16 protein-coding genes are annotated in these 19,936 nt (G+C 64.3%); 10 read left to right on the plus strand and 6 right to left on the minus strand.

The window, feature by feature from the left end:
• Positions 1 to 50: 50 nt before the first annotated feature.
• Together EYF70_RS21020 and EYF70_RS21025 are read right to left on the minus strand one after the other, a co-directional pair.
• Entirely contained in the window at positions 51 to 473 is a 423-nt protein-coding gene (locus tag EYF70_RS21020) for an ExbD/TolR family protein (protein ID WP_131147151.1), read from the minus strand.
• A 9-nt stretch (positions 474 to 482) separates the two neighbouring features.
• Positions 483 to 1,088, minus strand: coding sequence for a MotA/TolQ/ExbB proton channel family protein (locus EYF70_RS21025; protein ID WP_131147152.1), 606 nt, complete (start codon positions 1,086 to 1,088; stop codon positions 483 to 485).
• 995 nt (positions 1,089 to 2,083) lie between these two features.
• On the opposite strand from EYF70_RS21025, the gene xseA reads away from it, so the two are divergent.
• The 5 genes from xseA (at position 2,084) to EYF70_RS21050 (ending at position 8,847) form a co-directional block, all read left to right on the plus strand.
• Complete coding sequence (xseA, locus tag EYF70_RS21030) at positions 2,084 to 3,448, plus strand: exodeoxyribonuclease VII large subunit (RefSeq protein WP_131147153.1); 1,365 nt, start codon at positions 2,084 to 2,086, stop codon at positions 3,446 to 3,448.
• 120 nt (positions 3,449 to 3,568) lie between these two features.
• Complete coding sequence (locus EYF70_RS21035; RefSeq protein WP_131147154.1) at positions 3,569 to 4,111, plus strand: PEP-CTERM sorting domain-containing protein; 543 nt, start codon at positions 3,569 to 3,571, stop codon at positions 4,109 to 4,111.
• An 81-nt stretch (positions 4,112 to 4,192) separates the two neighbouring features.
• On the plus strand, positions 4,193 to 5,212 hold the full coding sequence (locus EYF70_RS21040) for a LacI family DNA-binding transcriptional regulator (RefSeq protein ID WP_165497754.1): 1,020 nt from the start codon (positions 4,193 to 4,195) through the stop codon (positions 5,210 to 5,212).
• Between the two features lie 129 nt (positions 5,213 to 5,341).
• Positions 5,342 to 5,920, plus strand: a complete 579-nt coding sequence (gene sodB, locus EYF70_RS21045) for a superoxide dismutase [Fe] (protein WP_131147155.1) — start codon at positions 5,342 to 5,344, stop codon at positions 5,918 to 5,920.
• 263 nt (positions 5,921 to 6,183) lie between these two features.
• Positions 6,184 to 8,847: a chitobiase/beta-hexosaminidase C-terminal domain-containing protein gene (locus EYF70_RS21050; RefSeq protein WP_165497755.1), complete on the plus strand. Its 2,664-nt coding sequence runs from the start codon at positions 6,184 to 6,186 to the stop codon at positions 8,845 to 8,847.
• 119 nt (positions 8,848 to 8,966) lie between these two features.
• On the opposite strand, the gene EYF70_RS21055 is transcribed toward EYF70_RS21050, so the two are convergent.
• Together EYF70_RS21055 and EYF70_RS21060 are read right to left on the minus strand one after the other, a co-directional pair.
• The gene (locus EYF70_RS21055) at positions 8,967 to 11,873 is read right to left on the minus strand and encodes a S8 family serine peptidase (RefSeq protein ID WP_131147157.1); all 2,907 of its coding nucleotides are present in this window, start codon (positions 11,871 to 11,873) and stop codon (positions 8,967 to 8,969) included.
• A complete protein-coding gene (locus tag EYF70_RS21060; RefSeq protein ID WP_131147158.1) occupies positions 11,870 to 12,460 on the minus strand; it encodes a hypothetical protein in 591 nt (196 codons plus the stop codon). Before EYF70_RS21060 ends, EYF70_RS21055 begins: the two co-directional genes overlap by 4 nt.
• Before the next feature lie 253 nt (positions 12,461 to 12,713).
• Here EYF70_RS21060 and mgrA point away from each other — a divergent pair, with 253 nt between their 5' ends.
• The 3 genes from mgrA to EYF70_RS21075 all read left to right on the plus strand — a co-directional run bounded on the left by mgrA (position 12,714) and on the right by EYF70_RS21075 (position 16,501).
• A complete protein-coding gene (mgrA, locus tag EYF70_RS21065; protein WP_131147159.1) occupies positions 12,714 to 13,757 on the plus strand; it encodes an L-glyceraldehyde 3-phosphate reductase in 1,044 nt (347 codons plus the stop codon).
• A gap of 154 nt (positions 13,758 to 13,911) precedes the next feature.
• Complete coding sequence (locus tag EYF70_RS21070; protein ID WP_131147160.1) at positions 13,912 to 14,934, plus strand: SDR family oxidoreductase; 1,023 nt, start codon at positions 13,912 to 13,914, stop codon at positions 14,932 to 14,934.
• Between the two features lie 208 nt (positions 14,935 to 15,142).
• Complete coding sequence (locus tag EYF70_RS21075) at positions 15,143 to 16,501, plus strand: MFS transporter (protein ID WP_165497756.1); 1,359 nt, start codon at positions 15,143 to 15,145, stop codon at positions 16,499 to 16,501.
• A gap of 112 nt (positions 16,502 to 16,613) precedes the next feature.
• Here EYF70_RS21075 and EYF70_RS21080 read toward each other — a convergent pair whose 3' ends face one another.
• Complete coding sequence (locus EYF70_RS21080; protein WP_131147161.1) at positions 16,614 to 17,012, minus strand: hypothetical protein; 399 nt, start codon at positions 17,010 to 17,012, stop codon at positions 16,614 to 16,616.
• A 277-nt stretch (positions 17,013 to 17,289) separates the two neighbouring features.
• On the opposite strand from EYF70_RS21080, the gene EYF70_RS21085 reads away from it, so the two are divergent.
• Both EYF70_RS21085 and EYF70_RS21090 read left to right on the plus strand, forming a co-directional pair.
• The gene (locus EYF70_RS21085) at positions 17,290 to 17,562 is read left to right on the plus strand and encodes a DUF4148 domain-containing protein (RefSeq protein ID WP_229420487.1); all 273 of its coding nucleotides are present in this window, start codon (positions 17,290 to 17,292) and stop codon (positions 17,560 to 17,562) included.
• A 506-nt stretch (positions 17,563 to 18,068) separates the two neighbouring features.
• Positions 18,069 to 18,563: a MarR family winged helix-turn-helix transcriptional regulator gene (locus EYF70_RS21090; protein WP_131147162.1), complete on the plus strand. Its 495-nt coding sequence runs from the start codon at positions 18,069 to 18,071 to the stop codon at positions 18,561 to 18,563.
• 196 nt (positions 18,564 to 18,759) lie between these two features.
• Here the strand turns inward: EYF70_RS21090 and EYF70_RS21095 are convergent, their stop codons facing one another.
• Complete coding sequence (locus EYF70_RS21095; RefSeq protein ID WP_131147163.1) at positions 18,760 to 19,890, minus strand: LacI family DNA-binding transcriptional regulator; 1,131 nt, start codon at positions 19,888 to 19,890, stop codon at positions 18,760 to 18,762.
• Between the last annotated feature and the right edge of the window lie 46 nt (positions 19,891 to 19,936).

Consider the following 19,936-nt stretch of genomic DNA (forward strand, 5'->3'; position numbering starts at 1 on the left):
TACGTCTTGTCATGCCCGGGCACGCCGGGTCGTCAGCACTCGGGACAACGCTATTTCCCGCTGCCCGTCTGCGCCGCGAACGTCAGCTTGCCGAAGCCGGCCAGCCGCGCCGCCTCCATCACGTTGACCACCATCTGGTGCATCGCGAACTGGTCGGCATTGACCACCACCACCGGATCGCTGCCCGGCCTGGCGGCCGCCTTCAGCACCGAGGCCAGTCCGGCCACGTCGCGGAACGACACCGGTTCGCCATTGATCGTGTAGTTGCCCTTGGCATCGACGGTCACGTCGATCTGGTCCGGCTGCTCGACGGCCTTTTGCGCATCGGCCGTGGGCAGCGTGATCTGCAGTTCGGTGAACTTGCTGTAGGTGGTGGTCACCATCAGGAAGATCAGGATCACCAGCAGCACGTCGATGAACGGGATCAGGTTGATCTCCGGGTCTTCCCGGCGCCGGCCCTTGCGGAAATTCATGCGGCGCCCTTACTTTCGCTCGTTGTGGACGATGTCGACGAAGCGCACGGCCTGCTGCTCCATCTGGATCACGAAGCCGTCCACCAGCGCGCGGAAGTGGCGGTAGGCCACCAGCGCAGGCATCGCGATGGCCAGGCCGAAACCGGTGTTGTACAGTGCCACCGAGATGCCGTGCGCCAGTTGCGCCGGGTTGGTGCCGGCCGGATTCTGCGCACCGAAGATCTCGATCATGCCGACCACGGTACCGAACAGGCCCATCAGCGGTGCCAGCGTGGCGATCGTGCCCAGCGTGGTCAGGAAGCGCTCCAGCGTGTGGGCCACGCCATTGCCCGCCTCTTCGATCGATTCCTTCATGACTTCGCGCGGCGCGTTGACGTTGCGCAGCGCGGCCGACAGGACCACGCCCAGCGGCGAACTGGTCTCCAGCTTGCCGGTGATCTCCGGCGTGATATTGCCGCTGCGATACACCCGCACCACTTCATCGAGCAGGTTGGGCGGAATGATCCGCGCGCGCCGCAGCGCCATCAGCCGTTCGATGATCAACGCGGTGGCCACGATGGAGGCGATCAGCAGCAGCCAGATCGGCCAGCCGGCAGCTTGAAAGATGGCGAGCAAGTCTTACTCCTTGAGATAGCGCAGACGCGCAATGTAGCGTGTTGCCGTGCCAACGGCAAGTGTGGACAGGCGCAGTGCGCGAGCGCCGTGTTCTGCACAAATTCTGTGGAAAAGATTGTGCGCAATGTGCAATCCACAACGCAAGCCATTGATTCTGAGAGGAATTTTCTCATAGCCTGTTTTTTAGGCAGCATCGCTGCCCGGCCGGACCGACGCCGTTCTCAACAATTTCTGTGGACAATATTGTTGGCAACGGTCCCTATCCCTCCGCAAGTCATTGATCTTGAACAATATTATGGTCATGCACAAAAAACTTGCAGCGAGGTATCGGGCGGCCATGCGGGACGGCGTGCTTCTGCACAGTAACTGTTGATAAGATTGTTGGCAATGCCCTCGGCTTCTCTTCAAACGCTTGATTCATAAGGATAAAATAAGCCTGCTTAAATAGCATGCAAAGCCGTCCATACTGCCCTTCCCGGCCGCCGCGGCGTGCTGTATGGCCCTTCTGCACATAATCTGTGGACAATGTTGTGCGCAAGGCGCCGCCGACTACCCAATGGCATTGATTTATAAGGGAAAAGCGTTTGCGCACAAAAAATAGGCAAGCTGCGCCGGGGTCCGCGCCGTCCCCGGCACGGTCCCGGCCGGGGTGCCGGGCGGCGCGCTTCTGCACAGCTTCTGTGGATAAAATTGTGGGGAAGCGTGAGCTTTCGCACCCAAGTGGCTGATTTACAAGCGTTAAATTGTTCTGCGGAAATTTCCAGCAGGGCATGCCCGCCGGCGCCAGGTTCCCCACAATTTCTGTGGATATCTTTGTGTGTAAGAATGAAGCGCGACAGTGAAGTCCTTGATTTGTAAGAATATTCTTACGCTGCCCACGAATGCAGCATACGTTTTTCTCTTTATAAATCAGTAGCTTGGAAATACACCTTGCGATTCTAGGCGAGATATGACATAAGCATGACCGCTTGATGACTCTGTGGACAGTCTTACCGATGCCGACCTTCGACCGCCCCGATTCCACCCCTGGCCAGGCCGCCGTGATCACCGTCAGCGCCTTGAACCAGGCCGTTTCACGCCTGCTCGAGCGCTCCTTTCCGCTGACCTGGATCGCTGGGGAAATCTCCAACTTCACGCGCGCCAGTTCCGGCCACTGGTACTTCACGCTGAAGGACGATGCGGCCCAGGTGCGCGCGGTGATGTTCCGCGGGCGTGCCCAATATGCTGGCTTCGTGCCGCGCGAAGGCGACAAGGTCGAGGTGCGCGCCCTCGTCACGCTGTACGGGCCGCGGGGCGATTACCAGATCAACGTGGAAGCGATCCGCCGCGCCGGTGTCGGCGCACTGTTCGAGGCGTTCATGCGGCTGAAGGAAAAGCTGTCCGCGGCCGGCCTGTTCGACGAGGAACGCAAGCGCGCCCTGCCCCTGTTCGCGCGCACCATCGGCATCGTCACCAGCCCGCAGGCGGCGGCGCTGCGCGACGTGCTGATCGCGCTGCGCCGCCGTGCGCCGCACGTGAACGTGGTGCTGTATCCCACGCTGGTGCAGGGCCAGCTGGCGGCCGAGCAGATCGCCCGCGCGATCCGCACGGCGTCGGCGCGTGCCGAGTGCGACGTGCTGATCGTCTGCCGTGGCGGCGGCAGCATCGAGGACCTGTGGTGCTTCAATGACGAGGCGGTGGCGTACGCGATCGCCGAATGCGCCATGCCGGTGATCTCCGGGGTCGGCCACGAGACCGATTTCACGATCGCCGATTTCGCCGCCGACCTGCGCGCGGCCACGCCGACCGCCGCCGCCGAACTGGCCGCCACGCCGCGCGGCGACTGGCTGGCCTCGCTGCGCGCCGATGCGGCGGACCTGCGCCGCGCCATGCGGCGCCTGCTGGACGATGCCGCCCAGACCCTCGACCACCAGGGCCGGCGCCTGCTCAGCCCCACCGCGCGCATCCGCCAGCAGCGCCTGGAGCTGCTGGCGTTGTCCACCGCGATGATGCATGCCAACCGCACGCCCCTGAACCAGGCGCGCCACACGCTGGAGCGCCTGGCCGGCCGGCTGGCCGCGCAGCGCCCCGATACCCGCGCCGTGCGTGCCCACCTGGCGGCGCTGCAGCACCGCTGCACGGTGAACGTGGCGGCGCGCCTGCAACGCAACCGGGAGGGACTGGGCGCACTGGCGGCCCAGCTGGAACTGCTGAACCCGCAGCGCACGCTGGAGCGCGGCTACGCCATCATCACCGACAGCAAGGGGACGATCCTGCGCTCGCCGGGCCAGCTGCAACCGCGCCGCAAGCTGACCGTGCGGCTGGCCGAAGGCAGCGCCGACCTCACCGTGTCCGGTGTCCAGGCGCACCTGGACCAGTAGCATGACTTGCACCGTGACAGTGTCGCGCTGGTAAAACATCGGGTCCGGCGCAGTCGTCCCTGCGTGCTACGCTGACAATCCGGTCGGCTCCCGACCATCAACGATTGCGAGGAGATTGTCATGCGATTGAAATCCCTGGCTTTTATGATTCTTGCAAGCGCCGCGCTGTCCGCCCGCGCCGCCCCCATGCACTACGAGTTCGAATACAAGGGAGGCTGGTACCAGAGTTCTCTCAACTCCGCTCCGCGCTGGGTGCCCGAAGCGACGTGGGGCGGCTATTTCCGTGGCGAAGACGTCAATGGCGACAACACGATCGACAATACCGAAATCAGCGAATTCGTCTCCTATAATTTTTCGGGACCGCGGTGCGCCGGCGAATACACGAGTTGCGGCGCGAGTTTCCAGCAGTACGTCATCGGCGGTAACGTCGAGTACCACGGGTATTACAGCTATATCCTGCCGGGGTGGGAGTACTACACCATCGAGCAATGGAACATTCCCGTCGGCGCCACGATCGAACATGAATACCCGGTGACGGAATCCTGGTGGTTCGACGGAACGGTGTTGACCGTCGAGGTATCCGCCGTTCCCGAGCCCTCCGCCTGGCTGATGCTCGGCACTGGCCTTCTTGCCGCCGGCATCGCCGCCCGCCGCCGCACTTGAAGGCGATGGCCGGCGGCCCCGCCGGCGACCGGGGCAGTATGGTAACCTTGCCCCGGTCCGATACTAGTGGAACAAAAACAATTGACAAAACCAACTGTGGCAGCCGGGCCTTCGACCCTGCTCGACGTCGCCCGGGAGGCCGGCGTCTCCCCCTCGACCGTCTCGCGCATCCTGAACGGCACGGCGCGCGTGTCCGACGACAAGCGGCAAGCCGTGATGAAGGCGATCGCGCGCACCAATTTCGCGCCGAACCTGATGGCGCAGGGCTTGAAGAAAGGCCGCACGCACACGATCGGCATCATCGTGCAGGACATTTCATCGCCGTTCTTCGATGAAACGCTGCATGGCGTCGACGATGGCCTGAAAGGCACCGGCTACGCCTCCGTGATCGTCACCGGCCACTGGAGCGCACTGGAAGAAGCGGACCGCATCCGGCTGCTGCTGGCGCGCAAGGTCGACGGCATCATCCTCCTGTCGGGCAACTTGCCGGACGAGGAACTGCTGCACTTCGCCACCCAGCGCCCGATCGTCGTCACCGGCCGCGCGCTCGATGCGCCGAACGCGCTGGGCTTCACGATGGACAACGAGCACGGCGCCTACCTGGGCGTGCAGCACTTGATCGAGCTGGGCCATCGCCGCATCGCCTTCGTGTCCGGCCCGCCCAGCCATGCCGACGCGTCGAGCCGCCTGCGCGGCTACCGCAAGGCGCTGGAAGGGGCGGGCATTCCGGTCGACCCGGCGCTCGTAGTGGAAGGCAACTTCCATGAAAACAGCGGCCTCATCGCGATCAACCACCTGTTCGAGACGCGCCAGGAATTTTCCGCCGTGTTCGCCGCCAACGACCAGAGCGCCTACGGCGTGCGCCTCGCGCTGTACCGCAAGGGCGTGCGCGTGCCGGAAGACGTGTCGCTGGTGGGCTTCGACGACCTGCCCGGCTCGGCGTTCACGACGCCGCCGCTGACCACCGTGCGCCAGCCGCTGTACGACATCGGCCTGACGGCGATCACGGCGCTGCTGCGCCTGATCAGCGGCGACCGCGTGCCCACGCGGGTGCCGCCGGTCGAACTGGTGGTGCGTGAAACCACGCTGCCCCGGCAGTGACGTGCACGCTATGTGCTTTCCTGTAGCCTCACTATTTACGTGGGATTTCGGCAGACTGCCGGGCAACGCATTACAATGATGGACGTTTTGTAAAAGTTGATTCTTCAGTCCCCTCATAAGGAAATGCACATGGAACATACCCTGCCGCCACTGCCGTACGCGAAAGACGCCCTGCAACCGCATATCTCGGCTGAAACGCTGGAATACCACTACGGCAAGCACCACCAGGCCTATGTCACGAACCTGAACAACCTGATCAAGGGCACCGAGTTCGAGAACCTGTCCCTGGAAGAAATCATCAAGAAATCCTCCGGCGGCGTGTTCAACAACTCCGCACAGGTCTGGAACCACACGTTCTTCTGGCACTGCATGGCGCCGAACGCTGGCGGCGCGCCGACCGGCCCGGTGGCCGAAGCGATCAACGCCAAGTGGGGTTCGTTCGACAAGTTCAAGGAAGAGTTCAGCAAGTCGGCCGTCGGCAACTTCGGTTCCGGCTGGACCTGGCTGGTGAAGAAGACGGACGGCACCGTGGACATCGTCAACACGTCCAACGCGGCCACCCCGCTGACCACCGAAAACAAGCCGCTGCTGACGGTCGACGTGTGGGAACACGCGTACTACATCGACTACCGCAATGCGCGTCCGAAATTCGTGGAATCGTGGTGGAACCTGGTCAACTGGGAATTCGTGAACCAGAACTTCGCCTGAATGTGACGCTCGCCTGCCCCTGTGCCCTGGCACGGAGCAGGCCGGCAAGTCCCGCACGGCCCGCCCTCCGCGGGCCGTTTTCATTGGCGCTTCCCCATCGACGGTGCGAGAGCCCGCACTGACGATTGATGTAGATCAAAGCCACCCCGCCCCTCCTGCTCGCATGCTGGCCGTCCGGCATCGATTACAGCGGCTTGCGACATGCAAGCTTCGTCCGGCATGCGCCATGCATGCCACCGACCACTCTGGAGGCAGGAATCGCCATGAACCAGTTCCCCCGTGATTTTCCCCACCGCCTGACCGGCTTCGGCGGCGACCCGAGCCTGGACCAGGCCGCGCACCGTGAACGCTGCCGGAAATGCCCGGTGATCCTCCTGCACGGCAATGCCAGCCATTCGGCCCATCCACGCTACGGCATGGCGGCCATGCAGGCCTTCCTGAAGGACGCCGGCTACCAGGATTGCGAAATCTGGTGCTGCGACTATCTCGGCGAGAACAACACCGCCGTCGTGCTGCCCGACGTTCACCGCGACCACATCGACGCCGTGCGCAGCTTCATCGACGACGTGCGCGCCTACCTGGGCGTGCAGCGGGTCGATTTCATCGCGCACTCGCTGGGCTGCGGCATGGTCAACGGGTATCTTCGGGGCCTGCAGGCCAACGGCGAGTGGAACAATACGGACCACCGGCTGGCCGCCGCCGGCACCTTCGTCAGCATCGCCGGTGCCCAGTACGGCCTGGGGCCCGCCAGCAGCCATGAATTCCGCACCGGCAGCCAGTTCGAGATACTGTCGCACCGCTTCGGCGACGTCGCCATCGAAGACACGCCGTCCGGTGAAAACGACAGTTCGCGGCAGATCGCCCCCGTCGAGGAGTGGAAAGGCGCCACCGCCGTCGATGACGACCAGGTGAGCTACGTTGCCGTCATTGCCCGCGGCGATTTCGTCGACCAGCAGCATCGCGATACCAGCCGGCGCCAGGGTGCCGATCTCAACAAGGTGGTCAACGTGGGCATGGGCACGGACGGCCATGAGAAGGTCATCAAGAACCAGCCGGTGTTCAATGCATTCCGGGGCTACCTGAACCGCTACCCGCCCGCCCCGCCGGTGGTTTTCTCGGTGGACAAGGAAAGCGGCAGCCACGGACCGGACCTGCAGGTCACCGTCACCGTCTCCCCGGCCGGCGCCGTCATCGGCTGGGTGGCCAGGCGCCTGACGAAAGCCGTGGATGCCGGCTTCCTCACCGAGTCGGTCGCGCAAACGCAGGAAGGCGCGCTGGCCGACGGCCAGTCGCTGACACTCGCGCAGGACGGTGCGTGGGAGGTGACCTTCACTGCCAGCAATGGCGCCACGCTGGAGCGTGCGTACGGCGTCAACGTCACCCTCCCCGAGGTCACGATTCTGACACCCGACGATCCCCCCTTCGAGGGCAGCCTCGAAGTCAGGACCGCGGCCAGCAAGGGAACGGTATTCCACAGCACCGACAGGACGCGCTGGCTGGCCCAATCCAATCCGGTCATCCACGAAACGACCACGCTGTATTTCATCGCGATCGATGCCGACGGGCTGGCATCGCCGGTGGTATCGCGCACGTATGAGAAAAAAGTGGTCCAGTTCGTGAAAGCCACGCTGACCGAGCACTTTCTCGCGCAGCGGCTGGACGTCTTCGACTATGTCGCGCTGACGCTGGAACTCGGCGGCAATGCCGTGATCATCCTGTACTTCATCGACGGCGACTGGGTGCGCGATCCCGGTACACCGGCGGCACCGGGGGCGCCGGATTTCGCCATCGGCATCGGATCGCCCGCGCCGCACGGCCACCACGGCAGTCAGCCGGGCGCCCCGCGCCAGCCAGAGATCAGCTGCGACAAGCCGGCCGGCGTCTATCCGCGCGCTTTCCATGCCACCATTTCCGTCCCTGGGGACGGCACGCTGGCACACTACACCGACGATGGCTCCGATCCATCCGATGCCGGGAACCCGCAGCGCAAAGCGTTCGACGGCAGGCAGCGGGTCAGCATCCGCGGCAATGGCCACCATGCCCTGCTGTGCCATGCGAAGGACCATGCCGGACACGAGGCCCTGGCAGCCTTCGGCTGGCGCATCGACGATGGCAGGTACCCGGAAACGTGGATCGCCCCCTCGGCCGGCGGCCATTTCGCCGGCACGGTGCGTATCGAACTGTGCCCTTCCGCGCCCTGTGCGTGGACCCGCTACACGCTCGATGGCAGCGAGCCATCGGCAACGCACGGCGAGCCGTATACGTCACCCATCGTGCTGGACCGGTCCGCCCGGCTGCGCTTCCGTTCCTGCAGCCCGGCTGGCAAGCTCGAGCCCGTGAAAAGCGCGGACTTCACGGTGCGGGCGCATCCCGACCGGCTGGTGTTTGCCAGCGATGCTCGGGGCAACGGCACCCTGGTGGCCCGGCCCGGTGGCGAGCAGGGCCGCGAGCAGGTGCTGGTCGGTACCGGCAGCATGCTGCGCATCGGCAGCGCCGGCGGCGAGAGCCGCGCCATCCTGCAGTTCGATACGTCGGCGCTGCCGGATAACGCGGTCATCAGCCACGCCTGCCTGGAAATGGCGTGCCACGCGCGCACCGGCGATCCCTGGGCCGGCGGGCGCGTGATCCGCATCGATGTCCAGCGCGGCCATTTCGGTGCGTCCCGCACGCTGCACGGGGACGACTGGCACGCCGCGGCAACGGCGGAGAACGCCGCGCAGGTCGGCCGCTTCACGTCGGGCACGGCCAGGTCCGGCGATTTCTCCGCGGCCGGCCTGGCCGCCATCCACCGCACCGGCGTCACGCACCTGCGCCTGCGCCTGGCGCCGGTGGCAGACGGGCAGCCAGACGCCTGCCTGCTGCTGGCCGGCGGCCGTCGGGCCAGGCTGCATGTCACGCTGGCCGGCCCGCAGGCGATACCGGAATGACGGAATGCGGGTGTTGCTCGCCGCAACGTCTGGCTTCCCGCCGCCGGGGCGGGCTTTCCTGAGCTGTTGTGAAGCCTGAAGGCAAGGATGGGCGATAGCCCTTGCTGGACGATGCCTGCTTACTGGACCGGGGGCCCAAGCAGGTAACTCAACGAGTTTTGGACAGACCTGAAGCTTTCGACATAAACACCACTGTTGGCTACCAACCCAACGGAGACTTTCTTGTCCGAATATTGCAGCTCAGGGTCGCCCGAATAATAGCGTACTTGGTATTCCCAGTCCGAACGTGGACCGCTAAAGCCGAAAACGGTCCTGCCAGTGGCATTGGCCCACAATTTGACAAGCGGCTGAAGTTCTCCATCCACTTGCACGGCCTTGTAGGCAAAGAAGCTCGAGCAGTTATTGAGATTAGGGGCTCCACTGCTGAGCTGATAGGGCACGCCTGTAACGACGCGTGCTCCATGGAACAGCGCATTCGCATCAACGCTGTTGCTGAACAGGGGGCTGCCCCGTTCGCCCAACGGCTGCCCTTGGCTACCGCAGGTGGCCGAATTCCCGACCAGTTGGAATGCGATGCGCGAGACAGGATACAGTTGCGACATCCGGATGGTCGCCGGCAGGCCGCCCCAGCCCGTATTGAGATCGGCAATCCTGATCTCGACGCCGACCAGTGGTCCGATGCAAGACAGGCCTTGCGATGACAAATATTGCCCGAGATCGGCCAACGTGCCCTTGCTGTCGCGCCGCAATGGGCTGTGGATGTAATAACAAAGGATCTGGAAGTCGGTGACGGCGTTCTCGTCCAGTTCCACCAACTGGGGCCTGACGGGCTCGTATCGGACCATTCCGTAACGAGACTTGCGCTCGGCGTCGTAGTCGACATCCAGATTGAAGCGGGCAGTACCCGCCCCGCCGACATTGCCTTCCGCATTCAGGTCGAACCGGCTCATGTCAACGGTCCTCCCGGCGACCGTGCGCGTGCGTATGGGCACGAATGCAGATCCCCCCGCGGATGCCACGAACGCATCCACGAAAGCCCTGGCGTCATCGTTGGTGAACTCGCCATCCTGGTCGACGTCGAGGATCGCCATCCGCACGGGCGCTTTTGCGGGATCGCCCATCGGGCCGAGGAGTGCCTCCGGATCATCGGCGGCCAATACGGTGGCGTAGGTGTCGATCACAGGTGCATCGGCGCGGCATGGGGTCGGCGCAGGAACGGCATGACCAGTCATCACTCTCAGCAATTGCGGTCCGGTCAAATCATCCCGGATCGCCCAGAACAGCGCGGCAAGTCCGGCAACCTGAGGGCTCGCCATCGACGTGCCACCTAATCGACGCGGTGTTCCTTCCGCGCTACCATAAGACCATACGCCATTGTTCGGGTGGGCTCGCGGATTCGCACCGATGGCCGATAAATTGCCACCGAAAGACGAGTTTGCTGCAAGACAGGCTGGGCTGTATGGAGGGGCAAGCAGATGCACGCGGTTCTCGACCACCGCAGTGTTAAGCAGGAAGCCATCGATTGCCGCGCGCGTCCAGCCAATGTTCTGCCGGGCAGGCAGGTCTGCACGGTTGCCTGCCGCAGCGGCATGGAAGTACAGGTTCTCCAGCGGCGAGGCAACATTCCCGTGGCCTCCGCGAATCAGCAGGAGCCAGTATTCCTTCTGCGCATCGGCCTCCGAAATTGTCAATCCAGTGTCTGGACCGTTGTATCCCAGGCTCGTATTCAAGACGACTTTCCGACCGCTATTCGCATGCAACTGCAACAGCGAGCGAAGTCGATCGCTGGTCGTTTTTCCGGAGCATGGACGCTCCCTTTCTGGGCTATCGCAAAACGCCCTCCAGAAGGTGAGATCGGTTACATCCACTGAAAGCGGCGGGCCTGCGCTGTAAATCCCGGTTATCGCCTCCGTAGAGGAAGTGCCGCCTGCTGGCCCGAAACTGGCTGCCGCGATACCCAGCACATGATAGCCATGTGGATTCAGTTCCCATGTCAGAAACCCGTCATGCGAAGGCTGTGCGGGCAGCCAGGCATTCAGGCTGTCGGCGGGCGTTCCATTGCCAAAATAATCGGCAACTAGCAAGACCGGCCCGCTTGACCGCCCGCTGATCTCAACCGCGCGCCGGGCATTCCACGTTGCCGCAGCCTTCACGGAAAGCTGGTGCGCGACATAATCGAGCGCCGGCGGATTCTGTCCGAGGTATGGCTCGGGCAGCGCATTGGCCGGTTCCAGGCTGACCGGTAAGGCAAAGCCGACAACAGGGTGCCCGCGGAGGGTCTCCAGCAAGTCATCCAGGGCGGCCAGGCTCCCGGGGTCTGCGATGCGCACTTCCAGCACGGCGGTTTTTTCATAACTACGGACGATTTCTGCGTTCAGGGATTGCAGCAGTGCGTTGACCTGGCCGACCGTTGCGCCTTCCACCAGGCCGAAAACAACTTTACTCCGCAAGACCGGTGCTCCGCGTGCACCATCCATCTCGAATTCATTGCCGGGGAATGGCGGGTCGCTGTCGAACTCGACGATCGCGTTCAGCGCCGGGTCCGACGGCGCGCCCGGCAATGCCGACACGATCCCACTACTTCCGCTGAGGTGCCATGCCAGTGACGCAGGCTGGAAAGGCATCGTGCGATCCTGGCGCAGGACCACGCGGTCGTTCAGTGCCGTCGTCGCGCCAGCCGGCAAGGAAGCAAGAGCAGCCCTACCATCGATGATCGTGGTACCCGGTCCGCTGCTGGTGATCTGCGCGACGAAATCCTTCAGGGCGGCACCGTCATTTCTGACCTGCACCTCGTATTCATATTCGAACACCGTACGGCTGATGCGCCGCTCGACCTTCAGTTGCAACCCCGAGATGACGACGCCTTCCGGGTTATCGACGGCCTTCGCTGCCGCCGCCAAGTACCGCGCGGCGCCTTGTTTCGGCTGTTCCGTCCCCCCGCCGCATGCGACGAGCATTGCGACAAACAAAAACACTGCGGCCAGGCGCCACCGGCCTGCAACTGGCCCTTGAAGGGACGTGTTCATGATGACCTCCCTGCCCCATGTCCCGCAAAGCCGAGCCTCCTGCGAGCGCAATGCAAAGCGACGAAACTGCCCAGGCCGAGCGCGAGAAGCTGCCCCTGGCGCGGCTCGGGTACTGGCGATGTCATGCCGGATGCAAGCACATCAAAGGTGAAAGGATCCACTACGGCGAACCGCTGGGCTACCGGACTACCGGTGCCGAGAAAATCGAACGACACGCGAAAAACGCCTGCCGTCATGCCCGCGGCGAGGCCTGGCCCTGTCGCGAGCGCATCGAAGTACCCCTCTGCAGGCAATGACGGGTCGGGCTGAATGGCGATCGCGTCCCACCCCTCGGGCGCCGCCTCCATGGAAAGATTGGCAAAGTCAGCCGTTGAAAAGAAGATCGTGAATTCCTCGATCGTGAACCCCGGATCGTGGGCTGATATCACATATTCGTATTGCCACCGATCGCCGTCGAGTTGCGTGACGCCGTAGGTGATGGTTGCAGCCGATGCCAATGGCGGGATCGACAAGGTGATCAAGACAAGGAGACACAAGCGGCCTAGAGCAAGAAACCATCGCATAAGCGTCAATACATGAGTCATCATGGCCTCCACCGGTTAGCCCATCTGGGTACGGTATTCCCAAGCGAGTGCTGTGCCAGCTCGCTCAAGCCGTTGATTCCTATCAAAGGGAAAGCGGAGCCGATGCGCCGAGAGGCGCCGGTTGTAAAAATTTTCGACCGGCTGAGGTATGGCCGGGACTGGCAAACCAGAGGCGCGCATTCACAGGCGTGCCATGCCATGCTGCACACCATCGTTGCGCTATCATCCCCAGAATCCATCATTCACCGAGGTTGCGATGACTTACACGGCTTCCCGCCACCGTTATGAAACCATGCAGTACCGCACGTGCGGGCGCAGCGGCCTGAAACTGCCGGTGCTGTCGCTGGGCCTGTGGCACAACTTCGGCGACACCACGAGCGCGGCCACCCAGCGCGACATGCTGCGCACCGCGTTCGACCACGGCATCACGCACTTCGACCTGGCCAACAACTACGGCCCGCCGTACGGCAGCGCCGAAACCAACTTCGGCCGCATCTTCCGCGACGATTTCCAGCCCTACCGCGATGAACTGATCATCTCGACCAAGGCGGGCTGGGACATGTGGCCGGGCCCGTACGGCCAGGGCGGCGGCTCGCGCAAGTACGTGCTTGCCAGCCTGGACCAGAGCCTGCGGCGCATGGGGCTGGACTACGTGGACATCTTTTATTCGCACCGATTCGACCCCGACACGCCGCTCGAGGAAACCATGGGCGCGCTGGCGCATGCGGTCCAGCAGGGCAAGGCGCTGTACGTGGGCATTTCCTCCTATTCGGCGGAAAAGACCGTGGAAGCGCAGCGTTTGCTGGCGGAGTGGAAGGTGCCGTGCCTGATCCACCAGCCGTCGTACAACATGCTGAACCGGTGGATCGAAAGCGAAGGGCTGCTCGACACGCTGGGGAAACAGGGAATCGGCTGCATCACCTTCACCGCGCTGGCGCAGGGCATCCTCACCGACAAGTACCTGGACGGCATCCCCCAGGACGCGCGCATCAACCGCCCCGGCGGCGGCTCGCTGCAGGCGGCGCACCTTTCCGAGGACAACCTGCGGCGGGTGCGGGGCCTGAACGACCTCGCGCGGGCACGCGGCCAGTCGCTGGCGCAGATGGCGCTGGCGTGGGTATTGCGCGACCCGCGCATCACGTCCACGCTGATCGGCGCCTCGAACAGCGCGCAGATCCGCGAGAACATCGCTGCGCTGGACCAGCTGGCCTTCAGCGACGACGAGCTGCGCGCCATCGATGCGCTGGCCCAGGAAGGCGGCATCAACCTGTGGGCCGGCTCGTCCGGCAGCGCCGGCTGATTGTCGAACACCGTTCCTGGCGCAGTGGCGGCTGCCGGGCAGGCGCCGCCGGGCGAAGTCTTGACTGCCGGAATGGTGTGCTCCATGCAGGGTGCCGCCGGGTACGATATCGCGGGAACAATTGGTATCGTACAAATCTGCAAAGGAGCACAACATGCGTTTGAAACGACTGTCGGACCAGGTCATCGTCATCACCGGCGCCACCAGCGGCATCGGCCTGACCACGGCCCGGATGGCCGCCGCGCGTGGCGCCAAGGTGGTGCTGGCGGCACGGGGCGAAGAAGCCCTGGAACAACTCGAGCAGCAACTGCGCCAGCGCGGCGCGGAAGCGCTGGCCGTGCCCACCGATGTGGGCAAGAAGGACGAGGTGCATGCGCTGGCGCAGGCCGCGCTCAAGCGCTTCGGCCGCATCGACACGTGGATCAACAATGCCGGCGTGTCGATCTTCGGCCGCGCCGAGGAAGTCAGCGAGGAAGACAACCACCGCCTGTTCCAGACCAATTTCTGGGGCGTGGTCAACGGCTCGCTGGAAGCGGTCAAGCACCTGAAGAAGGATGGCGGCGCGCTGATCAACCTGGGCAGCGAACTGTCCGAAGTGGCGGTGCCGCTGCAAGGCATGTACGCGGCATCGAAGCACGCCGTGAAAGGCTATACGGATGCGCTGCGCATGGAACTGGAGCACGACAGGCTGCCGATCTCCGTCACGCTGGTCAAGCCGGCGGCGATCGACACGATGTTCCCGGTGCACGCGAAGAACTACATGAGCGTGGAACCGACGCTGCCGGCTCCCGTCTACCCGCCGGAAATGGTGGCCGAGGCGATCCTCGACGCGGCCCAGCATCCGAAGCGCGACGTGTTCGTCGGCAATGCGGCAAAGGCCAACGCGGTGGGCGGCTTCACGCTGCCGCGCCTGTTCGACAAGCTGGGCGAGACGGCGATGTGGAACCAGCAGCGTACCAACAAGCCGTCGCGCTGGTTCCGCAACGATGCCCTGCATTCGCCGGATCCCGACCAGGAACTGCAGCAGCGGCTCGGCATCCAGACCACCGGTGAAACGAGCTATCGCCCGGTCACCCGCTCGCCCCTGAAACTGGCGCTGCTGGGCGGCGGTGCGCTGGTTGCCGCATGGATGCTGACGCGGCCGGCCGGCGACGCCAACCAGCGCAATACCGGCTGATCACGATTCCCGCGCAGGGCGCAAGGGGCCGGCCTGGACGATTCCAGGCCGGCCCTTTTTGCGCCATGGCCGGCCCGGCGGCCGATTGGCACCGGGAGGCTCAATAAATTTCATTAACAAAGCGCTTGCTCCGGCTCGACTGTGGTCGTTATACTCGCTCATGTTGTATGACGACTGACGACCAGAGCCACAGTTCACCGGAGACACCATGGGTCAACACCTGCCGGCCATCCAGGCCACCCGCGTACGCTGGACCATTCTCGCAATCCTGTTCATTGTCACCACGATCAACTACGCCGACCGCGCCACGATCTCGATCGCCGGCCCCGAACTGAGCCGGCAACTGGGGCTGACGCCCGTCCAGATGGGGCTGATCTTCTCGGCCTTCTCCTGGTCCTACGTACTATGCCAGCTGCCCGGCGGCTGGCTGCTGGACCGCTTCGGCACCAAGATCGTCTATTTCTTTTCCATCTTCCTGTGGTCCCTGTTCACGCTGCTCCAGGGATGGGTCGGTTTCTTCAGCGGCGGCGCCGCCGTCGCCATGCTGTTCACGCTGCGCCTGATCGTCGGCGCAGCCGAGGCACCCTCCTTTCCAGGCAACAGTCGTCTGACGACTTCGTGGTTCCCGACCGCTGAACGGGGCACGGCCGCCGCCATCTTCAACTCGGCCCAATACTTCGCCACCGTGCTGTTCGCGCCGATCATGGGCTGGCTGGTTCACTCGCTGGGCTGGGAAAGCGTGTTCTTCGTGATGGGCGGGCTGGGTATCGCGATGTCGCTGGCATGGCTGAAGTTCGTGCATGGCCCGCGCCAGCATCCCAGCGCCAACGCGGCGGAGCTGCTGCACATCGAACGGGGCGGCGCGCTGGTCGACCTGGAAACGACCGGCGTGCCGGCCGCCGCCCGGCCGCAGATCGATACCTGGTCATGCCTGAAGCAATTGCTGTCCTCGCGCATGCTGCTGGGAATCTATATCGGCCAGTACTGCATCAATACGCTGACCTATTTCTTCCTGACGTGGTTCCCGATCTACCTGGTCAAGGAACGCCACATGACGATCCTGAAGGCGGGCTTCGTCGCCGCGCTGCCGGCGATCGCCGGTTTCCTCGGCGGCGTTCTCGGCGGCGTGATCTCGGACCGGATGATCAAGCGCGGCTACAGCACCTCGGTGGCGCGCAAGACGCCGATCATCGGCGGCATGCTGCTCGCCACCACGATGGTGCTGTGCAATTTCGTCGAGCAGGACTGGGTGGTGGTTGCCGTGATGGCGCTGGCGTTCTTCGGCAAGGGCATCGGCGCGCTGGGCTGGGCCGTGGTTGGCGATACGTCGCCAAGCCAGGCTGGCGGCATGAGCGGATCGCTGTTCAATATGTTCGGCAACACCGCCGGCATCACGACGCCGATCGTCATCGGCATCATCCTGCAGGCCACCGGTTCGTTCTACGGCGCGCTCGTGTTCGTCGGCGCCAATGCCCTGGTGACGGTGCTGTGCTACCTGTTCCTGGTGGGCGAAATCAAGCGCTTTGAATTCACGGAACCGGTGGTGAAGACGGCTGCCGCGGCGTAGCGCCCCGGCCGATGTGATACCCCGTGACGCGGGGTGATGTGACAACGGGGCCTGGCGGCCCCGTCGTGTTTCCGGCCCGCGTGGTGCCGCGTGCCAGGCCTGCTGCGCCGCTTCAGGCGCCTCTTTCGATATCGTCCACGTCCCGTTCGCCGGTCAGCGGTACCGATTCGATATGGTCGACATTGATATCGGCGCCGTCGGGCGCCGTCGTGTCGCGCCCCACGGTTGCCCGCTCACCGGTGCCGCCGGCGTCCGTATCGCTGTCCAGGTCGGCATCGCCGACATCCGGGCCGGCCGTGCCGCCCGCCGTGTTTTCATCGAGATCCTCGTTGGTGCCGCCATCGAGGTTGTTTTCCTCGATTTGCTGGGCAAGCCCGGAGCCGCCCTGGATATCGCTGCCCGAATCGGACGTGTCGCTGGGGCCCAGCGCGCCGGTGCCATGGCCGCGGCCAAGCACGCGGTCCGGCGCGGACGGGAAGTTATCGGGATCGAGTGTGCTGGTACCTGACATAGTGCCTCCTGTGATTGCATCGCCGGCATGCGGCATTGCCAGGACTGTAACAGCCTGTACCGAACGGCGTCGCACCCGAGGTGTTTGCCCGGGTTTGGCGCAACGTTGAACGATGTTGCCACCTGTTTGGCTGCTGGCCCCGGTGTTCGGGCTGCGCCGTTCCCGACCAGGCCCAGGCAGGATGTCATTGCCGCCGTGAATTACCTCCATCACGACGCATTATTTCAGTAATGTACAATTCATAGATATAATACGGGTATTCACTGGAGGAACCATCATGAAAACCGCTTACTACCTCATCGCCGCCCTCGCCCTCGCCACCACCGGTGCCGCCATCGGCGCGGAAAACACCGAAGCTGCGACGGCCGCGGCCACGGCGAGCACGGCGACCGCCGCCGGCGCCGCTGTCACGCAACAGGCGCCGCAGCGCCACGGGCTGACCCGCGCCGAAGTGCAGGCGCAAGTGATCGCCGCCCGCAAGAACGGCACGCTGATCGAAAGCGAAGCCGACATGGACGTCGCCCAGACCCGCAAGCACTACGCGCAGTAATCGCCTGAAGCCGGCCGCTCTCGCTGGCGTGCGGTCGGCCGCCTGTCCCCGCTTTCCGGTACCTGGGCCTGCCCGCCAGGCTTCATCCGGCACACGGACCGCCGAAGCGGGCGGTGCCGGCTGAGCGCAACACCGGTTCCTTGCCCTACAGCACGGTTGCCCGCCTTGTCCGAACCGAAAATGTTGTAGCAAAGATACACTCTTCAACCCCGCGGGAACCCCAGGAGGGTCAGGTTTGCACGTGGTCCAGCTCGCCACACGCGCTGTCCGGCGCGTGACGGACTGGCATCCTGGATGCAAGCGACGCCCTTCAGCACAGCCGTTTGCCGGGGTAGACGGGGGCGGTTGCCGCGTGCGACCGCGAACGGTTGGGGTCCGCTCTCCGGCCGGAGCAGCCGCGGCAGATAGCGCTAGCGGCGAGCGCCGGGCAGCTAAAAACAATTTACCTTTGTGCAACCACTAGTACAATCCATGTATTGACAGACCTATTGCACAGGAGTGCGCCGATGAGCAGTTTTGACGCAACGAACAAGCGCTTGAAGACCATCCGGGAGCGCATGCCCGCTTTCCCGGAAGACTTGATGCGCCTGCTCCGCATGACGTACCACGTGCAGAAGCGCATGAAGGACCTGTCGAACGCGGTGCTGCGCAAATACGACCTGGTCGACGCCAGCTACATGGTGCTGGCCGTGTTGTACGGCTCGGAAAACGAGACGTCGACGGCATCCACGCTGGGCGAGGCCTGCATGGAAAAGCCCGCCAACCTCACCCGCGTATGCAACGACCTGGAAGCACAGGGCCTGATCACGCGCGGCAACCGGCCCGGCGACCGCCGCTGCGTGATGATCTCGCTCACCGACCAGGGCCGCAGCCTGATCGAACAGGTGATGCCGGAAGTCTGGGGGCGCACCACCCGCGCCTATGAAGGCCTGACGGCGGAAGAGCTGCGGTTGCAGGAGCGGCTGTTTGCCCGCCAGCTGGAAAACCTGGACAACATCTGACCTTCCCTCGCTGCGGCGGGCTCGGCAGAATACCCTAATACCGCTTAGATAACCCCACCCAAGTGCAAATTCCGGGGTCAGACCCGGCGGGTCTGACCCCAGCCTTTCGCTGCTGGGGTGAATGCATGCGATTTCGAAATGGGGACGGACCCTGTTTTCCAGGAAAGATTTTTAACTTCCCTGTCCAGGTTGGAAGTCAAGCCTCGACAGTCTTCCCGGCCAGCTTGGGCCGCCGCCGCGGGGCGGCGTCGGATTGCCGCCGGATCAGCGAGAAATCCATCACGATGTGTTCCGGCGCCTGCACGGCGCCGTCGCGCTGGGCGCGGATCTGGCGCACCAGGAATTGCACGGCCATTTCCGCCATCTGCGCGATGGGCTGGCGCACGGTGGTCAGCTCGGGCCAGATGGTGGTGGCCAGCGCGGTATCGTCGAAGCCGGCCACGGTGAGGTCGCCCGGCACGTCCAGGCCCAGCCGGTGGGCGATGGCGACGGTGGCCGCGGCCATGTCGTCGTTGCTGGCAAACACGGCGGTGGGCCGGTGTTCCAGGCCCAGCAGGATTTCCGCCGCGTCGAGCCCGGAGCGGTACGTGAACATGCCCTGCGCCACCAGTTCGGGCGACGCGTCGCCGCCCTTGTCGGCGATGGCGGCCTTGTAGCCCTCCAGGCGGCGCGCCGAGGCGGTCTGGTTCGGGTGGCCGATGACGAAGCCGATGCGGTGGTGGCCCAGCGAGATCAGGTGGCTCGTCATGTCGTAGGCAGCCTGGTAGTCGTCGATCGACACGGCCCCTACGCGGGGGTCGGGCTGGCCGCAGGCGACCGTGGCCGCCGGCATGTCGGCCAGCGCGATCAGCTCGATCAGTTCCGGGGTATCGCACAGCGGCGGCGGCAGGATGATGCCGTCGACGCCGTTCTCGATCAGCCGGCGCGAATGCGCTTCCCACGTGTGCCCGTCTTCGCAATTCTCGACGACCAGCTGCACGTTGTGGATGCTGGCCTGGTTCAGCAGGCCGACCAGGAATTCGCTCAGGTAGCCGGCCGACGGGTTCGAATACAGGAAGCCGATGCGGATCGCGCGCGCGCCGGCGAGGCGCCGCGCGGCCTGGTTCGGCACATAGTTCAGCGCCGCTACCGCCTCGTCCACCTTGCGCCGCGTGGCCGGGCGCACGTTCGGGTCGCCGTTCATCACGCGCGACACGGTCATCGGCGAGACGCCGGCCAGCTTGGCGACATCGGACATCGTCGGCACGCCCGGCCGGTCGCCGCGCCCCGACGCCTGCGGCGCCTTTTCCCCCGGCGCGCCGTACGCTTTCGCCTGTATTTTCGTCATCGGACTGGTCTTATCGAATAATTATTTTTGCGGACTCTAACATACG

Source organism: Pseudoduganella albidiflava (genome assembly GCF_004322755.1).
GTDB classification, from domain to species: Bacteria; Pseudomonadota; Gammaproteobacteria; order Burkholderiales; family Burkholderiaceae_D; genus Rugamonas; species Rugamonas albidiflava.